Genomic DNA, 15,807 nt, shown 5'->3' on the forward strand with positions numbered 1-15,807 from the left:
GTTCCAGGTCACTGGATTAACTGGATACGCAAGTGTATACACTTTCCGCAAAACAATAATGTGCGGGGAGTAGGGCATGCGTATCTGGCGTAAGAGCATCCAGTGGCAATTGATCACCAGCATGGGCGCCGCCTTGCTGGCGAGCATCCTGGTCGTGGTCGTCATCTTCACCGTGGCGCTCAACCGCCTCACCGAGCGCTACCTGGTCGACACTGCCTTGCCAGCCAGTATCGAAGCCATCCGCAACGACATCGAACGCATGCTCGGCCAGCCTTTGGTGGCAGCGGCAGACATCGCCGGCAACACCTTGCTGCGTGACTGGCTGGCGGCTGGTGAAGAGCCCGCCCAGGCAGCGCAATTCACCGAATACCTGACCGCCGCCAAGCAGCGCAACCAGGCCTTCACTGCCCTGTTCGCGGCGACTGAAACCGGCCACTACTACAACGAGAACGGCCTGGACCGCACCCTCAGCCGCAGCAACCCCAAGGACAAGTGGTTCTACGGCTACATCGATAGCGGCGCCGAGCGGTTGATCAACATCGACATCGATGGTGCCACCGGCGAGCTGGCGCTGTTCATCGATTACCGCGTGGAAAAAAATGGCCAGCTGGTCGGCGTGGCCGGCATGGGCCTGCGCATGACCGAGCTGTCGAAGCTGATCCACGATTTCAGTTTCGGCGAACACGGCAAAGTGTTTCTGGTGCGCAACGATGGCCTGATCCAGGTGCATCCAGACGCAGCCTTCAGTGGTAAACGCCAGCTCACCGAGCAGCTTGGGGCGGACGCAGCCAAGGGTGTCATGACTGGAGGCGAGGGGCTGCGCAGCCGCCGCTTCAGCCGTGACGGCGAAAGCTACCTGGCGCTTGGTTTGCCACTGCGCGACCTTAACTGGACCCTGGTGGCCGAAGTGCCAGAGTCGGAAATCTATGCACAAATGCATCAGGCCGTCTGGTTGACCAGCCTGATCGGTGGCGCCGTGGCCCTGCTGTCACTGCTGCTGGTGGTGCTGTTGGCGCGTGGCCTGGTACGGCCGATCCGCCGCGTCACCGGCGCGTTGGTGCAGATTGGCAGCGGCGCAGGAGACCTCAGCCACCGCCTGGATGATTCGCGCCAGGATGAGTTGGGCGACCTGGCCCGGGGGTTCAACCGCTTTCTCGACAGCCAGCGCAGCCTTATCGGTGAGGTGTTGAGCACCTCCGAGCGGCTGCACCGGGCCGTAGAGCAGGTAACTCAGGTGGTGGACAACACGGCCGAGCGCTCGGGGCGGCAGCAAGAGATGACCGAAATGGTCGCTACTGCCGTGCACGAGATGGGCCTGACCGTGCAGGACATCGCCCGCAATGCCGGCGATGCGGCGCAAGCCTCGCAGTCGGCGCGGGACGAGGCGTTGCAGGCGCGCGAGGTGGTGCAACGCTCGATTCGGGGTATCGAGGGCATGTCGGGCGACATCGGCAAGGCTGCCGATGCAGTCACTCAGTTGGCCGACGAAGTCGCCTCGATCGATGAAGTTCTGGCGGTTATCCGTAGTATTTCCGAGCAGACCAATTTGCTGGCACTTAACGCGGCTATCGAGGCTGCGCGGGCAGGGGAAATGGGGCGCGGTTTTGCCGTGGTGGCCGATGAGGTGCGCACGCTGGCCCGGCGCACACAGCTGTCCACCGACGAAGTGCAGCAGATGATCCAGCGCCTGAAGCAGGGCGCGGGGTCGGCGGTGAGTTCGATGCAGGCGGGGCAGCAGGCGACTGGCAGTGGTGTGGAGTCGAGCCAGCGCACCGGGGCGTCGCTGGGCGCGATTACCGACCAGGTGGAGCACATCAGTGATATGAACCATCAGGTGGCCACGGCGACGGAAGAGCAGTCGGCAGTGACCGAGGAAATCAACCGGACGGTGCAGGGGATTTCCGACCTGGCGCGGGAAACGGCGGCGGAGGTGCAAGGGTGTCGCGAGGAGTGCCAGGCGTTGCGTGGGTTGGCTGATGATCTGGCGCGGCAGATGGGTGGGTTCAGGCTTTAAATTGCTGGGGCCGCTTTGCGGCCCTTGGAGGGCAAAGCCCTCCCAGCGTGCTTTCAGGCGGTAATGATGCTACGGATATCCGCCGCAAGCTCGCGCACGCGCGCTTCCTCGGTATCCCACGAACACATGAAGCGCGCCCCGCCGCTACCAATGAAGGTATAGAACCGCCACCCCTTGCCCCGCAGCGCTTCGATCGCATGCTCCGGCATCTGCAGGAACACCCCGTTGGCCTCCACCGGGAACATCAGCTCCACCGCTGGCAAGTCACTCACCAGCGAGGCCAGCAGCTGCGCGCAATGGTTGGCGTGGTTGCCATGGCGCAACCAGGCGCCATCTTCCAGCAGGCCCACCCAGGGCGCCGACAAAAAGCGCATTTTCGACGCCAGTTGCCCGGCTTGCTTGCAGCGGTAGTCGAAGTCTTCGGCCAGCTGGCGGTTGAAGAACAGGATCGCCTCACCCACCGCCATGCCGTTCTTGGTGCCGCCAAAGCACAGCACATCGACGCCGGCCTTCCAGGTCAGCTCGGCCGGGCTGCAGCCCAGGAACGCGCAGGCATTGGTAAAGCGCGCGCCGTCCATGTGCAGGTTCAGGCCCAGCTCCTTGCAGGTGGCGCTGATCGCCTTCAGCTCGTCGGGGCGGTACACCGTGCCCACTTCAGTGGCCTGGGTAATGGTCACCACGCGGGGCTTGGGGTAGTGGATGTCCTGGCGCTTGAGCGCCACTTCGCGGATCGACTGCGGCGTCAGCTTGCCGTTGACGCTGGTCGCCGTCAGCAGTTTGGAGCCGTTGGAGAAGAACTCCGGCGCGCCGCATTCATCGGTTTCGACGTGGGCGGTCTCGGAGCAGATCACGCTGTGGTAGCTCTGGCACAGCGAGGCCAGGGCCAGGGAGTTGGCGGCAGTTCCGTTGAAGGCGAAGAACACCTCGCAGTCGGTTTCGAACAGGTTGCGGAAGTATTCCGAGGCGCGCTCGGTCCACTGATCGTCGCCATAGGCGCGGTCGTGGCCGTGGTTGGCCTTCTCCATCGCTGCCCAGGCTTCGGGGCAGATACCGGAATAGTTGTCGCTGGCGAATTGTTGGCTCTTATCTGTCATGACACGGTCCTGTGAACGACGCAGAACAGCACTCTAAACCATCGATTCAGCGGTTGCCTATACAAGCTGTGCATTGGCGGATTTCTGGGTTATCTGTGCTGGCCTCTTCGCGGGTAAACCCGCTCCCACAGGGATACCACAAGCCTTCAGAGCACCACCGTACCTGTGGGAGCGGGTTCACCCGCGAAAGGGCCGGCACAAACGGCACAACAACGAATGTCGTAAACGCGCCATTGCAAGGCGTGCGCAGGCATCTGACCCGACCCCGCCAGTCATACCATCGCCACAAAGGGCCACAGTGCCTTACGACAAAAAACGATCGCTGCCGGGAGATACACGATGTTCAGCAAGCAAGACCAGATCCAGGGTTACGACGACGCACTGCTGGCGGCGATGAATGCCGAAGAACAGCGCCAGGAAGATCACATCGAGCTAATCGCCTCGGAGAACTACACCAGCAAGCGCGTCATGCAGGCCCAAGGCAGCGGCCTCACCAACAAATACGCCGAAGGCTACCCGGGCAAGCGCTACTACGGTGGCTGCGAGCACGTGGACAAGGTAGAAGCCCTGGCCATCGAGCGCGCCAAGCAGCTGTTCGGTGCCGACTACGCCAACGTCCAGCCGCACTCCGGCTCGTCGGCCAACGGCGCGGTCTACCTGGCCCTGCTGCAGGCCGGTGACACCATCCTCGGCATGAGCCTGGCCCACGGCGGCCACCTGACCCACGGCGCCAAAGTGTCGTCCTCGGGCAAGCTGTACAACGCTGTGCAATACGGCATCGACACCAACACCGGCCTGATCGACTACGACGAAGTCGAGCGCCTGGCGGTCGAGCACAAGCCGAAAATGATCGTTGCCGGTTTCTCGGCTTACTCCAAGACCCTCGACTTCCCTCGCTTCCGCGCCATCGCCGACAAGGTCGGTGCGCTGCTGTTCGTCGACATGGCCCACGTTGCCGGCCTGGTTGCCGCTGGCCTGTACCCGAACCCGATCCCGTTCGCCGACGTGGTCACCACCACCACCCACAAGACCCTGCGTGGCCCGCGTGGTGGCCTGATCCTGGCGAAGTCCAACGAAGAGATCGAGAAGAAGCTCAACGCCGCTGTATTCCCAGGCGCCCAGGGCGGCCCGTTGATGCACGTCATCGCCGCCAAGGCCGTGTGCTTCAAGGAAGCGCTGGAGCCAGGCTTCAAGGCCTACCAGCAGCAAGTGATCGAAAACGCCCAGGCCATGGCCCAGGTGTTCATCGACCGTGGCTACGACGTGGTGTCTGGTGGCACCGACAACCACCTGTTCCTGGTCAGCCTGATCCGTCAGGGCCTTACCGGTAAAGATGCCGACGCCGCCCTGGGCCGCGCGCACATCACCGTCAACAAGAACGCCGTGCCGAACGACCCGCAGTCGCCGTTCGTCACCTCGGGCCTGCGCATCGGCACCCGGCCGTCACCACCCGTGGCTTCAAGGTCGCCCAGTGCGTGGCCCTGGCCGGCTGGATCTGCGACATCCTCGACAACCTCGGTGACGCAGACGTCGAAGCCGATGTGGCGAAGAACGTCGCGGCGCTGTGCGCAGATTTCCCTGTTTACCGCTGAGTGGAGTCACACACCATGCAACGTTACTCGGGCTTCGGCCTTTTCAAGCACTCCCTCAGCCACCACGAGAACTGGCAGCGCATGTGGCGCACGCCAACCCCTAAAAAGGTGTACGACGTGGTCATCGTCGGCGGTGGCGGCCATGGCTTGGCCACGGCCTACTACCTGGCCAAAGAGCACGGCATCACCAACGTCGCCGTGATCGAGAAGGGTTACCTGGGCGGCGGCAACACCGCCCGTAACACCACCATCGTGCGTTCCAACTACCTGTGGGACGAGTCGGCCCACCTGTACGAGCACGCCATGAAGCTGTGGGAGGGTCTGTCCCAGGACCTCAACTACAACGTGATGTTCTCCCAGCGCGGCGTCTACAACCTGTGCCACACCTTGCAGGACATGCGTGACTCCGAGCGCCGTGTCAGCGCCAACCGCCTGAACGGCGTGGATGGCGAGCTGCTGAACACCGCCCAGGTCGCGGCCGAAATCCCGTACCTGGACTGCTCGAAGAACACCCGTTACCCGATCCTTGGCGCAACCGTGCAGCGCCGTGGCGGCGTGGCCCGTCACGATGCCGTGGCCTGGGGCTTCGCCCGTGCTGCCGACGCCCTGGGCGTTGACCTGATCCAGCAAACCGAAGTGATCGGCTTCCGCAAGGAAAACGGCGCGGTCATCGGTGTGGAAACCAACAAAGGCTTCATCGGCGCCAAGCGCGTCGGCGTAGTCACCGCTGGTAACTCCGGGCACATGGCCAAGCTGGCCGGCTTCCGCCTGCCGCTGGAATCGCACCCGCTGCAAGCGCTGGTATCCGAGCCGATCAAGCCGATCATCGACAGCGTGATCATGTCCAACGCCGTACACGGCTACATCAGCCAGTCCGACAAGGGCGACCTGGTGATCGGTGCCGGTATCGACGGCTGGGTCGGCTACGGCCAGCGCGGTTCGTACCCGGTGATCGAGCACACCCTGCAGGCCATCGTCGAAATGTTCCCCAACCTCTCGCGCGTGCGCATGAACCGCCAGTGGGGCGGCATCGTCGACACCTCGCCGGACGCCTGCCCGATCATCACCAAGACCCCGGTCAAGAACATGTTCTTCAACTGCGGTTGGGGTACTGGCGGCTTCAAGGCGACCCCGGGTTCGGGCAACGTCTTCGCCGCGAGCCTGGCCAAGGGCGAAATGCACCCATTGGCCGCGCCGTTCTCCATGGACCGTTTCTACAACGGCGCACTGATCGACGAACACGGCGCCGCCGCCGTCGCCCACTAACCGGAGACACCGTCATGTTGCATATTTTCTGTCCCCACTGCGGCGAGCTGCGCTCCGAAGAAGAGTTCCACGCCTCTGGCCAGGCGCACATCGCCCGCCCGCTGGACCCTAACGCCTGCTCCGACGAGGAGTGGGGTACCTACATGTTCTACCGTGACAACCCGCGCGGTATTCACCATGAACTGTGGGACCACGTTGCCGGCTGCCGCCAGTACTTCAACGTCACTCGCGACACCGTGACCTACGAAATTCTGGAAACCTACAAGATTGGCGAGAAGCCGCAAGTGACCGCCAATGGTAAAGCGGCGAACGCACCGTCGACCGTCAAAGGCCAAGGGGAAAAAGTATGAGCCAGACCTATCGCCTCGCCAGCGGCGGCCGTATCGACCGCAGCAAGGTCCTGAACTTCACCTTCAACGGCAAGACCTACCAGGGTTATGCCGGCGACAGCCTGGCCGCCGCGTTGCTGGCCAACGGTGTCGACATCGTTGGCCGCAGCTTCAAGTACTCGCGCCCACGCGGCATCATCGCCGCCGGCACCGAAGAGCCGAACGCCATCCTGCAGATCGGCTCCAGCGAAGCCACCCAGATCCCTAACGTGCGTGCCACCCAGCAGGCGCTGTACGCAGGCCTGGTCGCTACCAGCACCAACGGCTGGCCGAACGTCAACAACGACGTCATGGGCATCCTCGGCAAGGTAGGCGGCAGCATGATGCCGCCGGGCTTCTACTACAAAACCTTCATGTACCCGAAATCGTTCTGGATGACGTACGAGAAGTACATCCGTAAGGCAGCAGGCCTTGGCCGTGCGCCGCTGCAGAACGACCCGGACAGCTACGACTACATGAACCAGCACTGCGACGTGCTGATCGTCGGCGCCGGCCCTGCTGGCCTGGCCGCCGCACTGGCCGCTGCGCGCAGCGGTGCCCGCGTGATCCTGGCCGACGAGCAGGAAGAGTTCGGCGGTAGCCTGCTCGACACCCGCGAAACCCTTGACGGCAAGCCTGCCGCCGACTGGGTCAACGCCGTGGTCAAAGAGTTGGAAGGCCTGCCGGAAGTAACCCTGCTGCCACGTGCCACGGTCAACGGCTACCACGACCATAACTTCCTGACCATTCACGAGCGCCTCACCGACCACCTCGGCGACCGCGCCCCGATCGGCCAGGTTCGCCACCGCGTGCACCGTGTGCGTGCCAAGCGTGTGGTACTGGCGCCTGGCGCCCATGAGCGCCCGTTGGTGTATGGCAACAACGACGTGCCGGGCAACATGCTGGCCGGTGCCGTGTCCACCTACGTTCGCCGCTACGGTGTGGCCCCTGGCCGCAAGCTGGTGCTGTCGACCAACAACGACCATGCCTACCGCGCCGCGCTGGACTGGCACGACGCCGGCCTGCAGGTGGTCGCCATCGCTGATGCCCGCCACAACCCACGTGGCTCGCTGGTTGAAGAGGCCCGTGCAAAAGGCATTCGCATCCTCACTTCCAGCGCCGTGGTCGAGGCCAAAGGCAGCAAGCACGTCACCGGCGCCCGCGTGGCGGCCATCGATGTGCAGGCGCACAAAGTCACCAGCCCAGGCGAAACCCTCGAGTGTGACCTGATCGCGTCCTCGGGCGGTTACAGCCCGATCGTCCACCTCGCCTCGCACTTGGGCGGTCGCCCGGTATGGCGTGACGACATTCTCGGCTTCGTGCCGGGCGATGCACCGCAGAAACGCGAATGCGTCGGGGGCATCAACGGTGTCTACGCCCTTGGCGATGTGATTGCCGATGGTTTCGAAGGCGGTGTGCGCGCAGCTACCGAAGCGGGCTTCAAGGCAACCGTTGGCACCCTGCCAAAAACCGTGGCGCGCAAGGAAGAGGCCACCGTGGCATTGTTCCAGGTGCCGCACGACAAAGGCACCAAAGGGCCGAAGCAGTTCGTCGACCAGCAGAACGACGTGACTGCAGCGGGTATCGAGCTGGCCACCCGTGAAGGCTTCGAGTCGGTCGAGCACGTCAAGCGCTACACCGCGCTGGGCTTCGGTACCGACCAGGGCAAACTGGGCAACATCAACGGCCTGGCCATCGCCGCCCGTTCGATCGGCATCACCATCCCGGAAATGGGCACCACCATGTTCCGCCCCAACTACACGCCGGTCACCTTCGGCGCGGTAGCGGGCCGTCACTGTGGTCACCTGTTCGAGCCCGTGCGCTTCACTGCCTTGCATGCCTGGCACGTGAAGAACGGCGCCGAGTTCGAAGACGTCGGCCAGTGGAAGCGCCCGTGGTACTTCCCGAAAGCCGGCGAAGACATCCATGCCGCCGTGGCCCGTGAATGCAAGGCCGTACGCGACAGCGTGGGCCTGCTGGACGCCTCGACCCTGGGCAAGATCGACATCCAGGGCCCGGACGCCCGTGAGTTCCTCAACCGCATCTACACCAACGCCTGGACCAAGCTCGACGTGGGCAAGGCCCGCTACGGCCTGATGTGCAAGGAAGACGGTATGGTCTTCGACGACGGCGTAACCGCCTGCGTCGGCGACAACCACTTCATCATGACCACCACCACCGGCGGCGCCGCGCGCGTGCTGCAGTGGATGGAGCTGTACCACCAGACTGAATGGCCGGAGCTGAAGGTGTACTTCACCTCGGTCACCGACCACTGGGCCACCATGACCCTGTCCGGCCCCAACAGCCGCAAGCTGCTGAGCGAGCTGACCGACATCGACATGGACAAGGAAGCCTTCCCGTTCATGACCTGGAAGGAAGGCAACGTTGGCGGCGTACCGGCCCGTGTGTTCCGTATCTCGTTCACCGGCGAGCTGTCGTACGAAGTCAACGTGCAGGCCAACTACGCCATGGGCGTGCTGGAACAGATCATCGAGGCCGGCAAGAAGTACAACCTGACCCCGTATGGCACCGAGACCATGCACGTACTGCGTGCCGAGAAGGGCTTCATCATCGTTGGCCAGGACACCGACGGTTCGATGAACCCGGACGACCTGAACATGAGCTGGTGCGTTGGCCGCAACAAACCGTTCTCGTGGATCGGCCTGCGTGGCATGAACCGCGAAGACTGCGTGCGTGAGAACCGCAAGCAGCTGGTAGGCCTGAAGCCGGTCGACCCGACCAAGTGGCTGCCGGAAGGCGCTCAGTTGGTATTCGACCCGAAACAGCCGATCCCGATGGACATGGTTGGCCACGTCACCTCCAGCTATGCCTCCAACTCCCTGGGCTACTCGTTTGCCATGGGTGTGGTCAAAGGCGGCCTCAAGCGCATGGGCGAGCGAGTCTACTCGCCGCAGGCGGATGGCAGCGTGATCGAGGCGGAGATCGTGTCTTCGGTGTTCTTCGATCCGAAGGGTGAGCGGCAGAACGTCTAAAGGCCCCCGGATGGCAAACGGTGCCGGGCTGGTAATGAGGGCCCTGTGGGAGCGGGTTCACCCGCGAAGAGGGCGGTGAATCCACCCTCGCATTCGCGGGTAAACCCGCTCCCACAGGATGCACCACCCGCCATGGCACCGCATGCGACCTACAGAATTCAAGGCAGGTAAGAAATGAGCGCTATCAACGTCTTCCAGCAAAACCCCGGCGCCGAGGCCAAGGCCCAGTCGCCACTGCACCACGCCGACCTGGCCAGCCTGGTTGGCAAAGGCCGCAAGAACGCAGGCGTGACCCTGCGTGAACGCAAGTTCCTCGGCCACCTCACCCTTCGCGGTGATGGCCACAACCCGGAATTCGCCGCCGGCGTGCACAAGGCCCTGGGCCTGGAGCTGCCCGTGGCGCTGACCGTGGTCGCCAACAACGACATGTCGCTGCAATGGGTCGGCCCTGACGAGTGGCTGCTGATCGTGCCCGGCGGCCAGGAACTGGCGGTCGAGCAAAAGCTGCGCGCGGCCCTTGACGGCCAGCATATCCAGGTAGTCAACGTCAGCGGCGGGCAAAGCCTGCTGGAACTGCGCGGCCCCAACGTGCGCGAAGTGCTGATGAAGTCCACCAGCTATGATGTTCACCCGAACAACTTCCCGGTGGGCAAGGCTGTCGGCACCGTGTTCGCCAAATCGCAACTGGTGATCCGCCGCACCGCCGAAGACACCTGGGAGCTGGTGATTCGCCGCAGCTTCGCCGACTACTGGTGGCTGTGGCTGCAGGACGCTTCGGCCGAGTACGGCCTGAGCATCGAGGCTTAAGGAGAGCAGAACATGAGTCGGGCACCGGATACCTGGATTCTCACCGCCGACTGCCCGAGCATGCTCGGCACCGTCGACGTGGTGACGCGTTACCTCTTCGAGCAGCGCTGCTACGTGACGGAGCACCACTCCTTCGATGACCGGCAGTCTGGGCGGTTCTTCATTCGCGTGGAGTTCCGTGCCCCTGATGCCTTCGACGAGGACGGCTTTCGCGCCGGCCTCGCCGAGCGCAGCGAAGCGTTCGGCATGGCTTTCGAGCTGACCGCCCCGAACCACCGCCCCAAGGTGGTGATCATGGTGTCCAAGGCCGACCACTGCCTGAACGACTTGCTGTATCGCCAGCGCATCGGCCAGCTGGGCATGGACGTGGTCGCGGTGGTGTCCAACCACCCCGACCTCGAACCCCTGGCCCAGTGGCACAAGATTCCCTATTACCACTTTGCCCTCGACCCCAAGGACAAGCCTGGGCAAGAGCGCAAAGTGCTGCAGGTGATCGAGGAGACCGGCGCCGAGCTGGTCATCCTTGCCCGCTACATGCAGGTGTTGTCGCCCGAGCTGTGCCGGCGCCTGGATGGCTGGGCGATCAACATTCACCATTCGTTGTTGCCTGGGTTCAAGGGTGCCAAGCCTTATCACCAGGCGTACAACAAGGGCGTGAAGATGGTCGGGGCCACGGCGCACTACATCAATAACGACCTGGACGAAGGGCCGATCATTGCCCAGGGCGTGGAGGTGGTGGACCACAGCCATTACCCGGAAGACCTGATTGCCAAAGGGCGCGACATCGAGTGCCTGACCTTGGCGCGGGCTGTGGGGTATCACATCGAGCGGCGCGTGTTCCTCAACGCCAACCGGACGGTCGTTCTCTGAACAATTCTGGGGCTGCTGCGCAGCCTTGTCGCGACACAAGGCCGCTCCTACAGGCGATCGCGTTCCCCTGTAGGAGCGGCCTTGTGTCGCGATAGGGCCGCAAAGTGGCCCCAGCTTTTGGTCTGCCGTAAAAAGGCATCCCCCTGTCGTTTTCAGTCAGTGCATCTCGCCCCATCAGGCCCACAATTCCCTGCATTCCAGAAACACATGCCGCCCATGGATGGCGGCGCGTTCAACCACCGCTGCATAAATAAAAATCAAGCGAGGTAAGAGCATGTCTGGCAATCGTGGAGTGGTATATCTCGGCGCCGGCAAGGTCGAAGTGCAGAAGATCGACTACCCGAAAATGCAGGACCCGCGCGGCAAGAAGATCGAACACGGCGTCATCCTCAAGGTGGTCTCCACCAACATCTGCGGCTCCGACCAGCACATGGTCCGTGGCCGTACCACTGCCCAGGTCGGCCTGGTTCTGGGCCATGAAATCACTGGTGAAATCGTCGAGAAGGGCAGCGACGTCGAGCGCATGCAGATCGGCGACCTGGTATCGGTACCGTTCAACGTCGCCTGTGGCCGCTGCCGCTCGTGCAAAGAGATGCACACCGGTGTTTGCCTCACCGTTAACCCAGCCCGTGCTGGTGGTGCCTACGGCTATGTCGACATGGGCGACTGGACTGGCGGCCAGGCTGAATACGTGCTGGTGCCGTACGCCGACTTCAACCTGCTGAAACTGCCAGAGCGCGACAAGGCCATGGAAAAGATCCGTGACCTGACTTGCCTCTCCGACATCCTGCCAACCGGCTACCACGGTGCCGTGACTGCTGGCGTAGGCCCAGGCAGCACCGTTTACGTCGCGGGCGCTGGGCCAGTCGGCCTGGCCGCCGCTGCCTCGGCCCGCCTGCTGGGCGCTGCCTGCGTGATCGTGGGCGACCTGAACCCTGCCCGCCTGGCCCACGCCAAGTCCCAGGGCTTCGAGGTGGTCGACCTGTCCAAGGACACCCCGCTGCATGAGCAGATCGTCGACATCCTCGGTGAGCCAGAAGTGGACTGCGCCGTTGACGCCGTTGGCTTCGAAGCCCGTGGCCATGGTCACGAAGGTGCCAAGCATGAAGCCCCGGCCACTGTACTGAACTCGCTGATGCAGGTGACCCGCGTTGCCGGCAGCATCGGTATTCCAGGCCTGTACGTGACCGAAGACCCGGGTGCGGTGGATGCCGCCGCCAAGATCGGCGCACTGAGCATCCGCTTCGGCCTGGGCTGGGCGAAGTCGCACAGCTTCCACACCGGCCAGACCCCGACCATGAAGTACAACCGCCAGCTGATGCAGGCGATCATGTGGGATCGGATCAATATTGCTGAGGTGGTGGGTGTGCAGGTGATCAACCTGGATCAGGCGCCGGAAGGGTATGGCGAGTTTGATGCGGGTGTGCCGAAGAAGTTTGTGATCGACCCGCACAAGATGTGGGGCGCGGCTTAAGGCCAAATAAAGATGCCCTCTTTTGAGGGCATTTTTACACTATCAAGAGTTCGACTTTCTGATCTCGCGCCTGGCATCAGCAGGTAGTGTGGTAGTCGGCCAATTTGGCGTAATGCCTTTGCGCCAAAGCGCTTCGCCAATCTGGGACAATTTCTCATTTTCGTTCATGAGCGCTGCGGCCCTAGCCAGATAATTCAAGGCTGGGGCTCTGTCGCCTTCGTCATGCAGTCTGGTTAACACGCCAATCTCCGCGCGATTGCGCTTGAATGTCTGCATATCCATTGCCCGGACGTGAGCTACTTCAGTACTGCTGCCTGGGTTTTGGAATAGCTCAAACACCCTGATGTGGGTACGCCCTTCAGTGACCGAGTTGTCGGCTTTTACCCTGCGAGGCATCTGCAATTTTGTGTCAATAAGTGCCTTTCGATGAGCTGTTCTGTTGAAATCTAACGGCTTCAACCAGGAACCAGCGGAAATCGCTGCATTCTTGCTAGTCCTCATTATCTGACCATTAGCTAGGTAAACACGCATGTGGCCGCTTTGGTCGCTGCTGTTTACTGGGTCGCCCTCACAATAGCAGTAAGCGTTCAGGCCCCCCTGACCAAAAGGGCTCCAGTTATCTGCAGCAACAAAGCGTCCGAGACGTGGTGAGTAGGCGCGGTATCCAAGCCCAAGCAGATAGCAGTTCGAACCAATGTCGAAAACCTCACCATTGAAGCCAGTCGTAGTCCTTAACGAGGGCAGAGATGGGTCGTGCCCATAGGCTGAGTAAGGGTGGTCCTCCTTATCACCCTCGCTCTCAACACTGAGAACCGAACCCTTATCGTTGGTGGCCAGCAATGCAATGCTGCGGTCTCCATTCGTCTGCTGCTCAGCCAGCGGTTGTTCCGCATTGCGGAAGATGGCGCGATGCTTATCGACTTGTTTCACGGTGATCAGCTTGTCGCCCTGGTAGAAGAAAAGCGAACTGTTCGACGCTTTGCTCATGATTCAAGTCTCTGCCGTGTTGGATAAATGGAGGCTGCTTGATGCCCATTCTGAACAGTCGAAGGGATTTTGATACTGGCAGAAATATCAGGCGTTGGCCGGATGCGGCGCGCTGAGCGTCTGCTTTGGCCAGGGTTGGGCGAAGTCGCACAGCTTCCACACTGGCCAGCCCCTGACCATGAGGTACAACTGCCAGCTGATGCAGGCGATCATGTGGGGCCGGATCAATATTGCTTGAAGTGGTGGGCGTGCAGGTGATCAACCTGGATCAGGCGCCGGAAGGGTATGGTGAGTTTGATGCGGGTGTGCCGAAGAAGTTTGTGATTGATCCGCATAAGATGTGGGGTGCGGCGTAACAACCGTCGAGTAAATAGAGCCCCTCAGATCGAGGGGCCCTTTTCATGACAGATCCAATGCCTTAACTAACCTCCAGGCATATTCCGCTCTTGCAGGCGCGAGCTTGCTTGCGAAGATGCCAGCCTCGGCCCCCAACCGGCAAGAGCTTTGCCACACTACGAGCTCGCTCGCAGTATTGCGTTTGCATTTTCTAAGTCGCTAGTAAGCTGTTTGTGGTGTTCGTTATAAGTACGATATTTTTCTAGGTGGGCTGAGTGCTTGGTTGTTATATCGGTAAGTTTTGTGCGCGCCTCGGAGATGCGAGATTCAATATCAGCTATTGTGTTTTTTACAGCGCGGCGATCTTTGGTCCAGTTAAGCGCGTCAGTATATGTTTTTCGCGAGGCGTTGCCTTTATCTATGATGGCTTCAAGATTTTCAGCTTCTTGTATCGGGCGTCCATGTGAGTGTTTTATTTGATTTATTCTTGCGCGAGTCCGATCGATTTCACCTGTTTGTTCGTCTATGAAACCTTTTAGGTGAATTTTTTCTGACTCGCTCAAGGCCGGAGCAGGTACGAATCTCTTATTACCTTGAATATTTTCCACTCTGTAGAGCTTACCGTTCACGACACGTCTCGACTTGGTCAGCGTGAGTGCTACAGGGGTTCGCAGTGGGTTTCTCGCTTGGCCGGACGGGTCGGTGTAATTAATCGGGTCGTTTGAACAGTAGGCATAAGCATTCACACCGCCTCGACCAAACGGACTTTTCCCGTCTGGCGAAATGAAGCGCATTAACTGAGGTATATAAACTCGGTATCCGTTGCCGAGCATATAGATTGAAGCATGATTTTGCGCTAACTCACCATTGTAACCAAGTAGGAACGGCAGATTGGTTGCATGGCCGTATGGGGAGTATTGAGTGGCTATGTTATTCACTTCGCTCGCGCTGTATATGGAGTTCTTGTCGTCGACAAGCAGTAGTTTTGCTTCGCTTGTTTCAGAAGTTTTTTGGCCGAGGGGCCGTGAATCAGTGCCAAAAATGGTTGTGCTGCTGGAGCTGGAAACTTTGGTTACAGTATTGTGGTTTCGATAGAAAAACGCTGCGGTAGAGGGTTTTCTCTTCATGATCGTTACCTCAAATTCTAAGCACGGCTGATTTGAATTTTTATTATTTAGGAGCCGTCTGCCAACTGCTACTGGCAGAAATGACAGGTCACTCATAGCCCAGCGTGTATTCGATCTTGATCCAGGAACAAACCACTAATGTTGCGGTCAAAAGTCCGTTTCCCAGCCCATCCCATCCATGGCCAACGAGGTCCCTCCCGATGAAAGCGTTCACCTTGGCAACCCTGATGACCCTGGCCGCAAGCCCGGTGTTCGCCTTCAACCTCAGCGATGCCGCCAACGCCGTGTCGGCCATGCAAAACCAGAAGCAGAGCCAGCAAGCCCAAGTGCAGGCGCCCGAGGCACAGGCCAATTTGCTCAACACCCTGGGCAGTGAATTGAAGATCACCCCCGAACAGGCCGTAGGTGGGGCGGGTGCAATGCTGGGGTTGGCGCGCAACAATCTGAGCAGCGATGACTATGGGCAACTGACCAAGGCCGTGCCGGGGCTGGACCTGCTGGCCGGGGCCAATGCGCTGGGTGGGTTGAGTGGGTTGGGCGATTTGCTGGGCAAGAACAGCGAAAGCCAGTCGGCATTGAGCAATGCGCTGGGCAGCAACGTGGAAAACCGCAGCGACCTGGACACTGCGTTCAAGGCGCTGGGCATGGATACCGGGATGATCGGGCAGTTTGCGCCGTTGATTCTGCAGTACCTGGGGCAGCAAGGGATTGCTGGGTCGTTGTTGCAGAACCTGGGTAGCCTATGGACAACCCCGGCGCCGTTGACCCAGCCTTCGGTCTGAGGTTTTTGGGTTGCCAGCGGCGGCTCTATCGCCGGCAAGTTAGCGTCCACAGGTTTTTCGCAGACTTCAAGCCTGGCGCTGTACCTGTGGGAGCGGC

General features: G+C 61.2%; 11 protein-coding genes and 2 pseudogenes. 10 read left to right on the forward strand and 3 right to left on the reverse strand.

Features of this window, described 5'->3' with window-relative positions; translation table 11 throughout:
- The first annotated feature begins 76 nt into the window (after positions 1–76).
- Entirely contained in the window at positions 77–2,014 is a 1,938-nt protein-coding gene (gene mcpH, locus AB5975_11790) for a methyl-accepting chemotaxis protein McpH (protein XDR22425.1), read from the forward strand.
- 53 nt (positions 2,015–2,067) lie between these two features.
- Here mcpH and AB5975_11795 read toward each other — a convergent pair whose 3' ends face one another.
- On the reverse strand, positions 2,068–3,108 hold the full coding sequence (locus AB5975_11795; GenBank protein XDR22426.1) for a low specificity L-threonine aldolase: 1,041 nt from the start codon (positions 3,106–3,108) through the stop codon (positions 2,068–2,070).
- Between the two features lie 339 nt (positions 3,109–3,447).
- Between AB5975_11795 and AB5975_11800 the strand changes: the two are divergent.
- The 7 genes and pseudogenes from AB5975_11800 (at position 3,448) to fdhA (ending at position 12,478) form a co-directional block, all read left to right on the forward strand.
- Positions 3,448–4,700: pseudogene (locus AB5975_11800) on the forward strand (serine hydroxymethyltransferase).
- A gap of 15 nt (positions 4,701–4,715) precedes the next feature.
- Positions 4,716–5,966, forward strand: coding sequence for a sarcosine oxidase subunit beta family protein (locus tag AB5975_11805; protein ID XDR22427.1), 1,251 nt, complete (start codon positions 4,716–4,718; stop codon positions 5,964–5,966).
- Positions 5,967–5,980: 14 nt separating this feature from the next.
- On the forward strand, positions 5,981–6,316 hold the full coding sequence (locus AB5975_11810) for a sarcosine oxidase subunit delta (GenBank protein ID XDR22428.1): 336 nt from the start codon (positions 5,981–5,983) through the stop codon (positions 6,314–6,316).
- The gene (locus AB5975_11815; GenBank protein ID XDR22429.1) at positions 6,313–9,327 is read left to right on the forward strand and encodes a sarcosine oxidase subunit alpha; all 3,015 of its coding nucleotides are present in this window, start codon (positions 6,313–6,315) and stop codon (positions 9,325–9,327) included. Before AB5975_11810 ends, AB5975_11815 begins: the two co-directional genes overlap by 4 nt.
- 174 nt (positions 9,328–9,501) lie before the next feature.
- On the forward strand, positions 9,502–10,134 hold the full coding sequence (locus AB5975_11820) for a sarcosine oxidase subunit gamma (GenBank protein ID XDR22430.1): 633 nt from the start codon (positions 9,502–9,504) through the stop codon (positions 10,132–10,134).
- 12 nt (positions 10,135–10,146) lie between these two features.
- On the forward strand, positions 10,147–11,004 hold the full coding sequence (gene purU, locus AB5975_11825) for a formyltetrahydrofolate deformylase (protein XDR22431.1): 858 nt from the start codon (positions 10,147–10,149) through the stop codon (positions 11,002–11,004).
- Between the two features lie 274 nt (positions 11,005–11,278).
- Positions 11,279–12,478 (forward strand): formaldehyde dehydrogenase, glutathione-independent, encoded by a 1,200-nt coding sequence (gene fdhA, locus AB5975_11830; protein XDR22432.1) that lies wholly within the window; start codon positions 11,279–11,281, stop codon positions 12,476–12,478.
- Between the two features lie 42 nt (positions 12,479–12,520).
- On the opposite strand, the gene AB5975_11835 is transcribed toward fdhA, so the two are convergent.
- The gene (locus AB5975_11835; GenBank protein XDR22433.1) at positions 12,521–13,465 is read right to left on the reverse strand and encodes an RHS repeat-associated core domain-containing protein; all 945 of its coding nucleotides are present in this window, start codon (positions 13,463–13,465) and stop codon (positions 12,521–12,523) included.
- A gap of 106 nt (positions 13,466–13,571) precedes the next feature.
- On the opposite strand from AB5975_11835, the pseudogene AB5975_11840 reads away from it, so the two are divergent.
- A pseudogene (locus AB5975_11840) lies at positions 13,572–13,821 on the forward strand (formaldehyde dehydrogenase, glutathione-independent).
- 156 nt (positions 13,822–13,977) lie between these two features.
- On the opposite strand, the gene AB5975_11845 reads toward AB5975_11840, so the two are convergent.
- Positions 13,978–14,928 (reverse strand): RHS repeat-associated core domain-containing protein, encoded by a 951-nt coding sequence (locus AB5975_11845; GenBank protein ID XDR22434.1) that lies wholly within the window; start codon positions 14,926–14,928, stop codon positions 13,978–13,980.
- Between the two features lie 200 nt (positions 14,929–15,128).
- Here AB5975_11845 and AB5975_11850 point away from each other — a divergent pair, with 200 nt between their 5' ends.
- Positions 15,129–15,710: a DUF2780 domain-containing protein gene (locus tag AB5975_11850; GenBank protein XDR22435.1), complete on the forward strand. Its 582-nt coding sequence runs from the start codon at positions 15,129–15,131 to the stop codon at positions 15,708–15,710.
- Positions 15,711–15,807: the final 97 nt, after the last annotated feature.

This window comes from Pseudomonas putida, assembly GCA_041071465.1.
In the GTDB taxonomy this organism is placed as follows: Bacteria; Pseudomonadota; Gammaproteobacteria; order Pseudomonadales; family Pseudomonadaceae; genus Aquipseudomonas; species Aquipseudomonas putida_P.

What these genes read in the sequence shown, in the direction of transcription:
- mcpH (XDR22425.1), top strand. Translation starts at nt 77, where the DNA reads ATGCGTATCTGGCGTAAGAGCATCCAGTGGCAATTGATCACCAGCATG.
- AB5975_11795 (XDR22426.1), bottom strand. Translation starts at nt 3,108, where the DNA reads ATGACAGATAAGAGCCAACAATTCGCCAGCGACAACTATTCCGGTATC.
- AB5975_11805 (XDR22427.1), top strand. Translation starts at nt 4,716, where the DNA reads ATGCAACGTTACTCGGGCTTCGGCCTTTTCAAGCACTCCCTCAGCCAC.
- AB5975_11810 (XDR22428.1), top strand. Translation starts at nt 5,981, where the DNA reads ATGTTGCATATTTTCTGTCCCCACTGCGGCGAGCTGCGCTCCGAAGAA.
- AB5975_11815 (XDR22429.1), top strand. Translation starts at nt 6,313, where the DNA reads ATGAGCCAGACCTATCGCCTCGCCAGCGGCGGCCGTATCGACCGCAGC.
- AB5975_11820 (XDR22430.1), top strand. Translation starts at nt 9,502, where the DNA reads ATGAGCGCTATCAACGTCTTCCAGCAAAACCCCGGCGCCGAGGCCAAG.
- purU (XDR22431.1), top strand. Translation starts at nt 10,147, where the DNA reads ATGAGTCGGGCACCGGATACCTGGATTCTCACCGCCGACTGCCCGAGC.
- fdhA (XDR22432.1), top strand. Translation starts at nt 11,279, where the DNA reads ATGTCTGGCAATCGTGGAGTGGTATATCTCGGCGCCGGCAAGGTCGAA.
- AB5975_11835 (XDR22433.1), bottom strand. Translation starts at nt 13,465, where the DNA reads ATGAGCAAAGCGTCGAACAGTTCGCTTTTCTTCTACCAGGGCGACAAG.
- AB5975_11845 (XDR22434.1), bottom strand. Translation starts at nt 14,928, where the DNA reads ATGAAGAGAAAACCCTCTACCGCAGCGTTTTTCTATCGAAACCACAAT.
- AB5975_11850 (XDR22435.1), top strand. Translation starts at nt 15,129, where the DNA reads ATGAAAGCGTTCACCTTGGCAACCCTGATGACCCTGGCCGCAAGCCCG.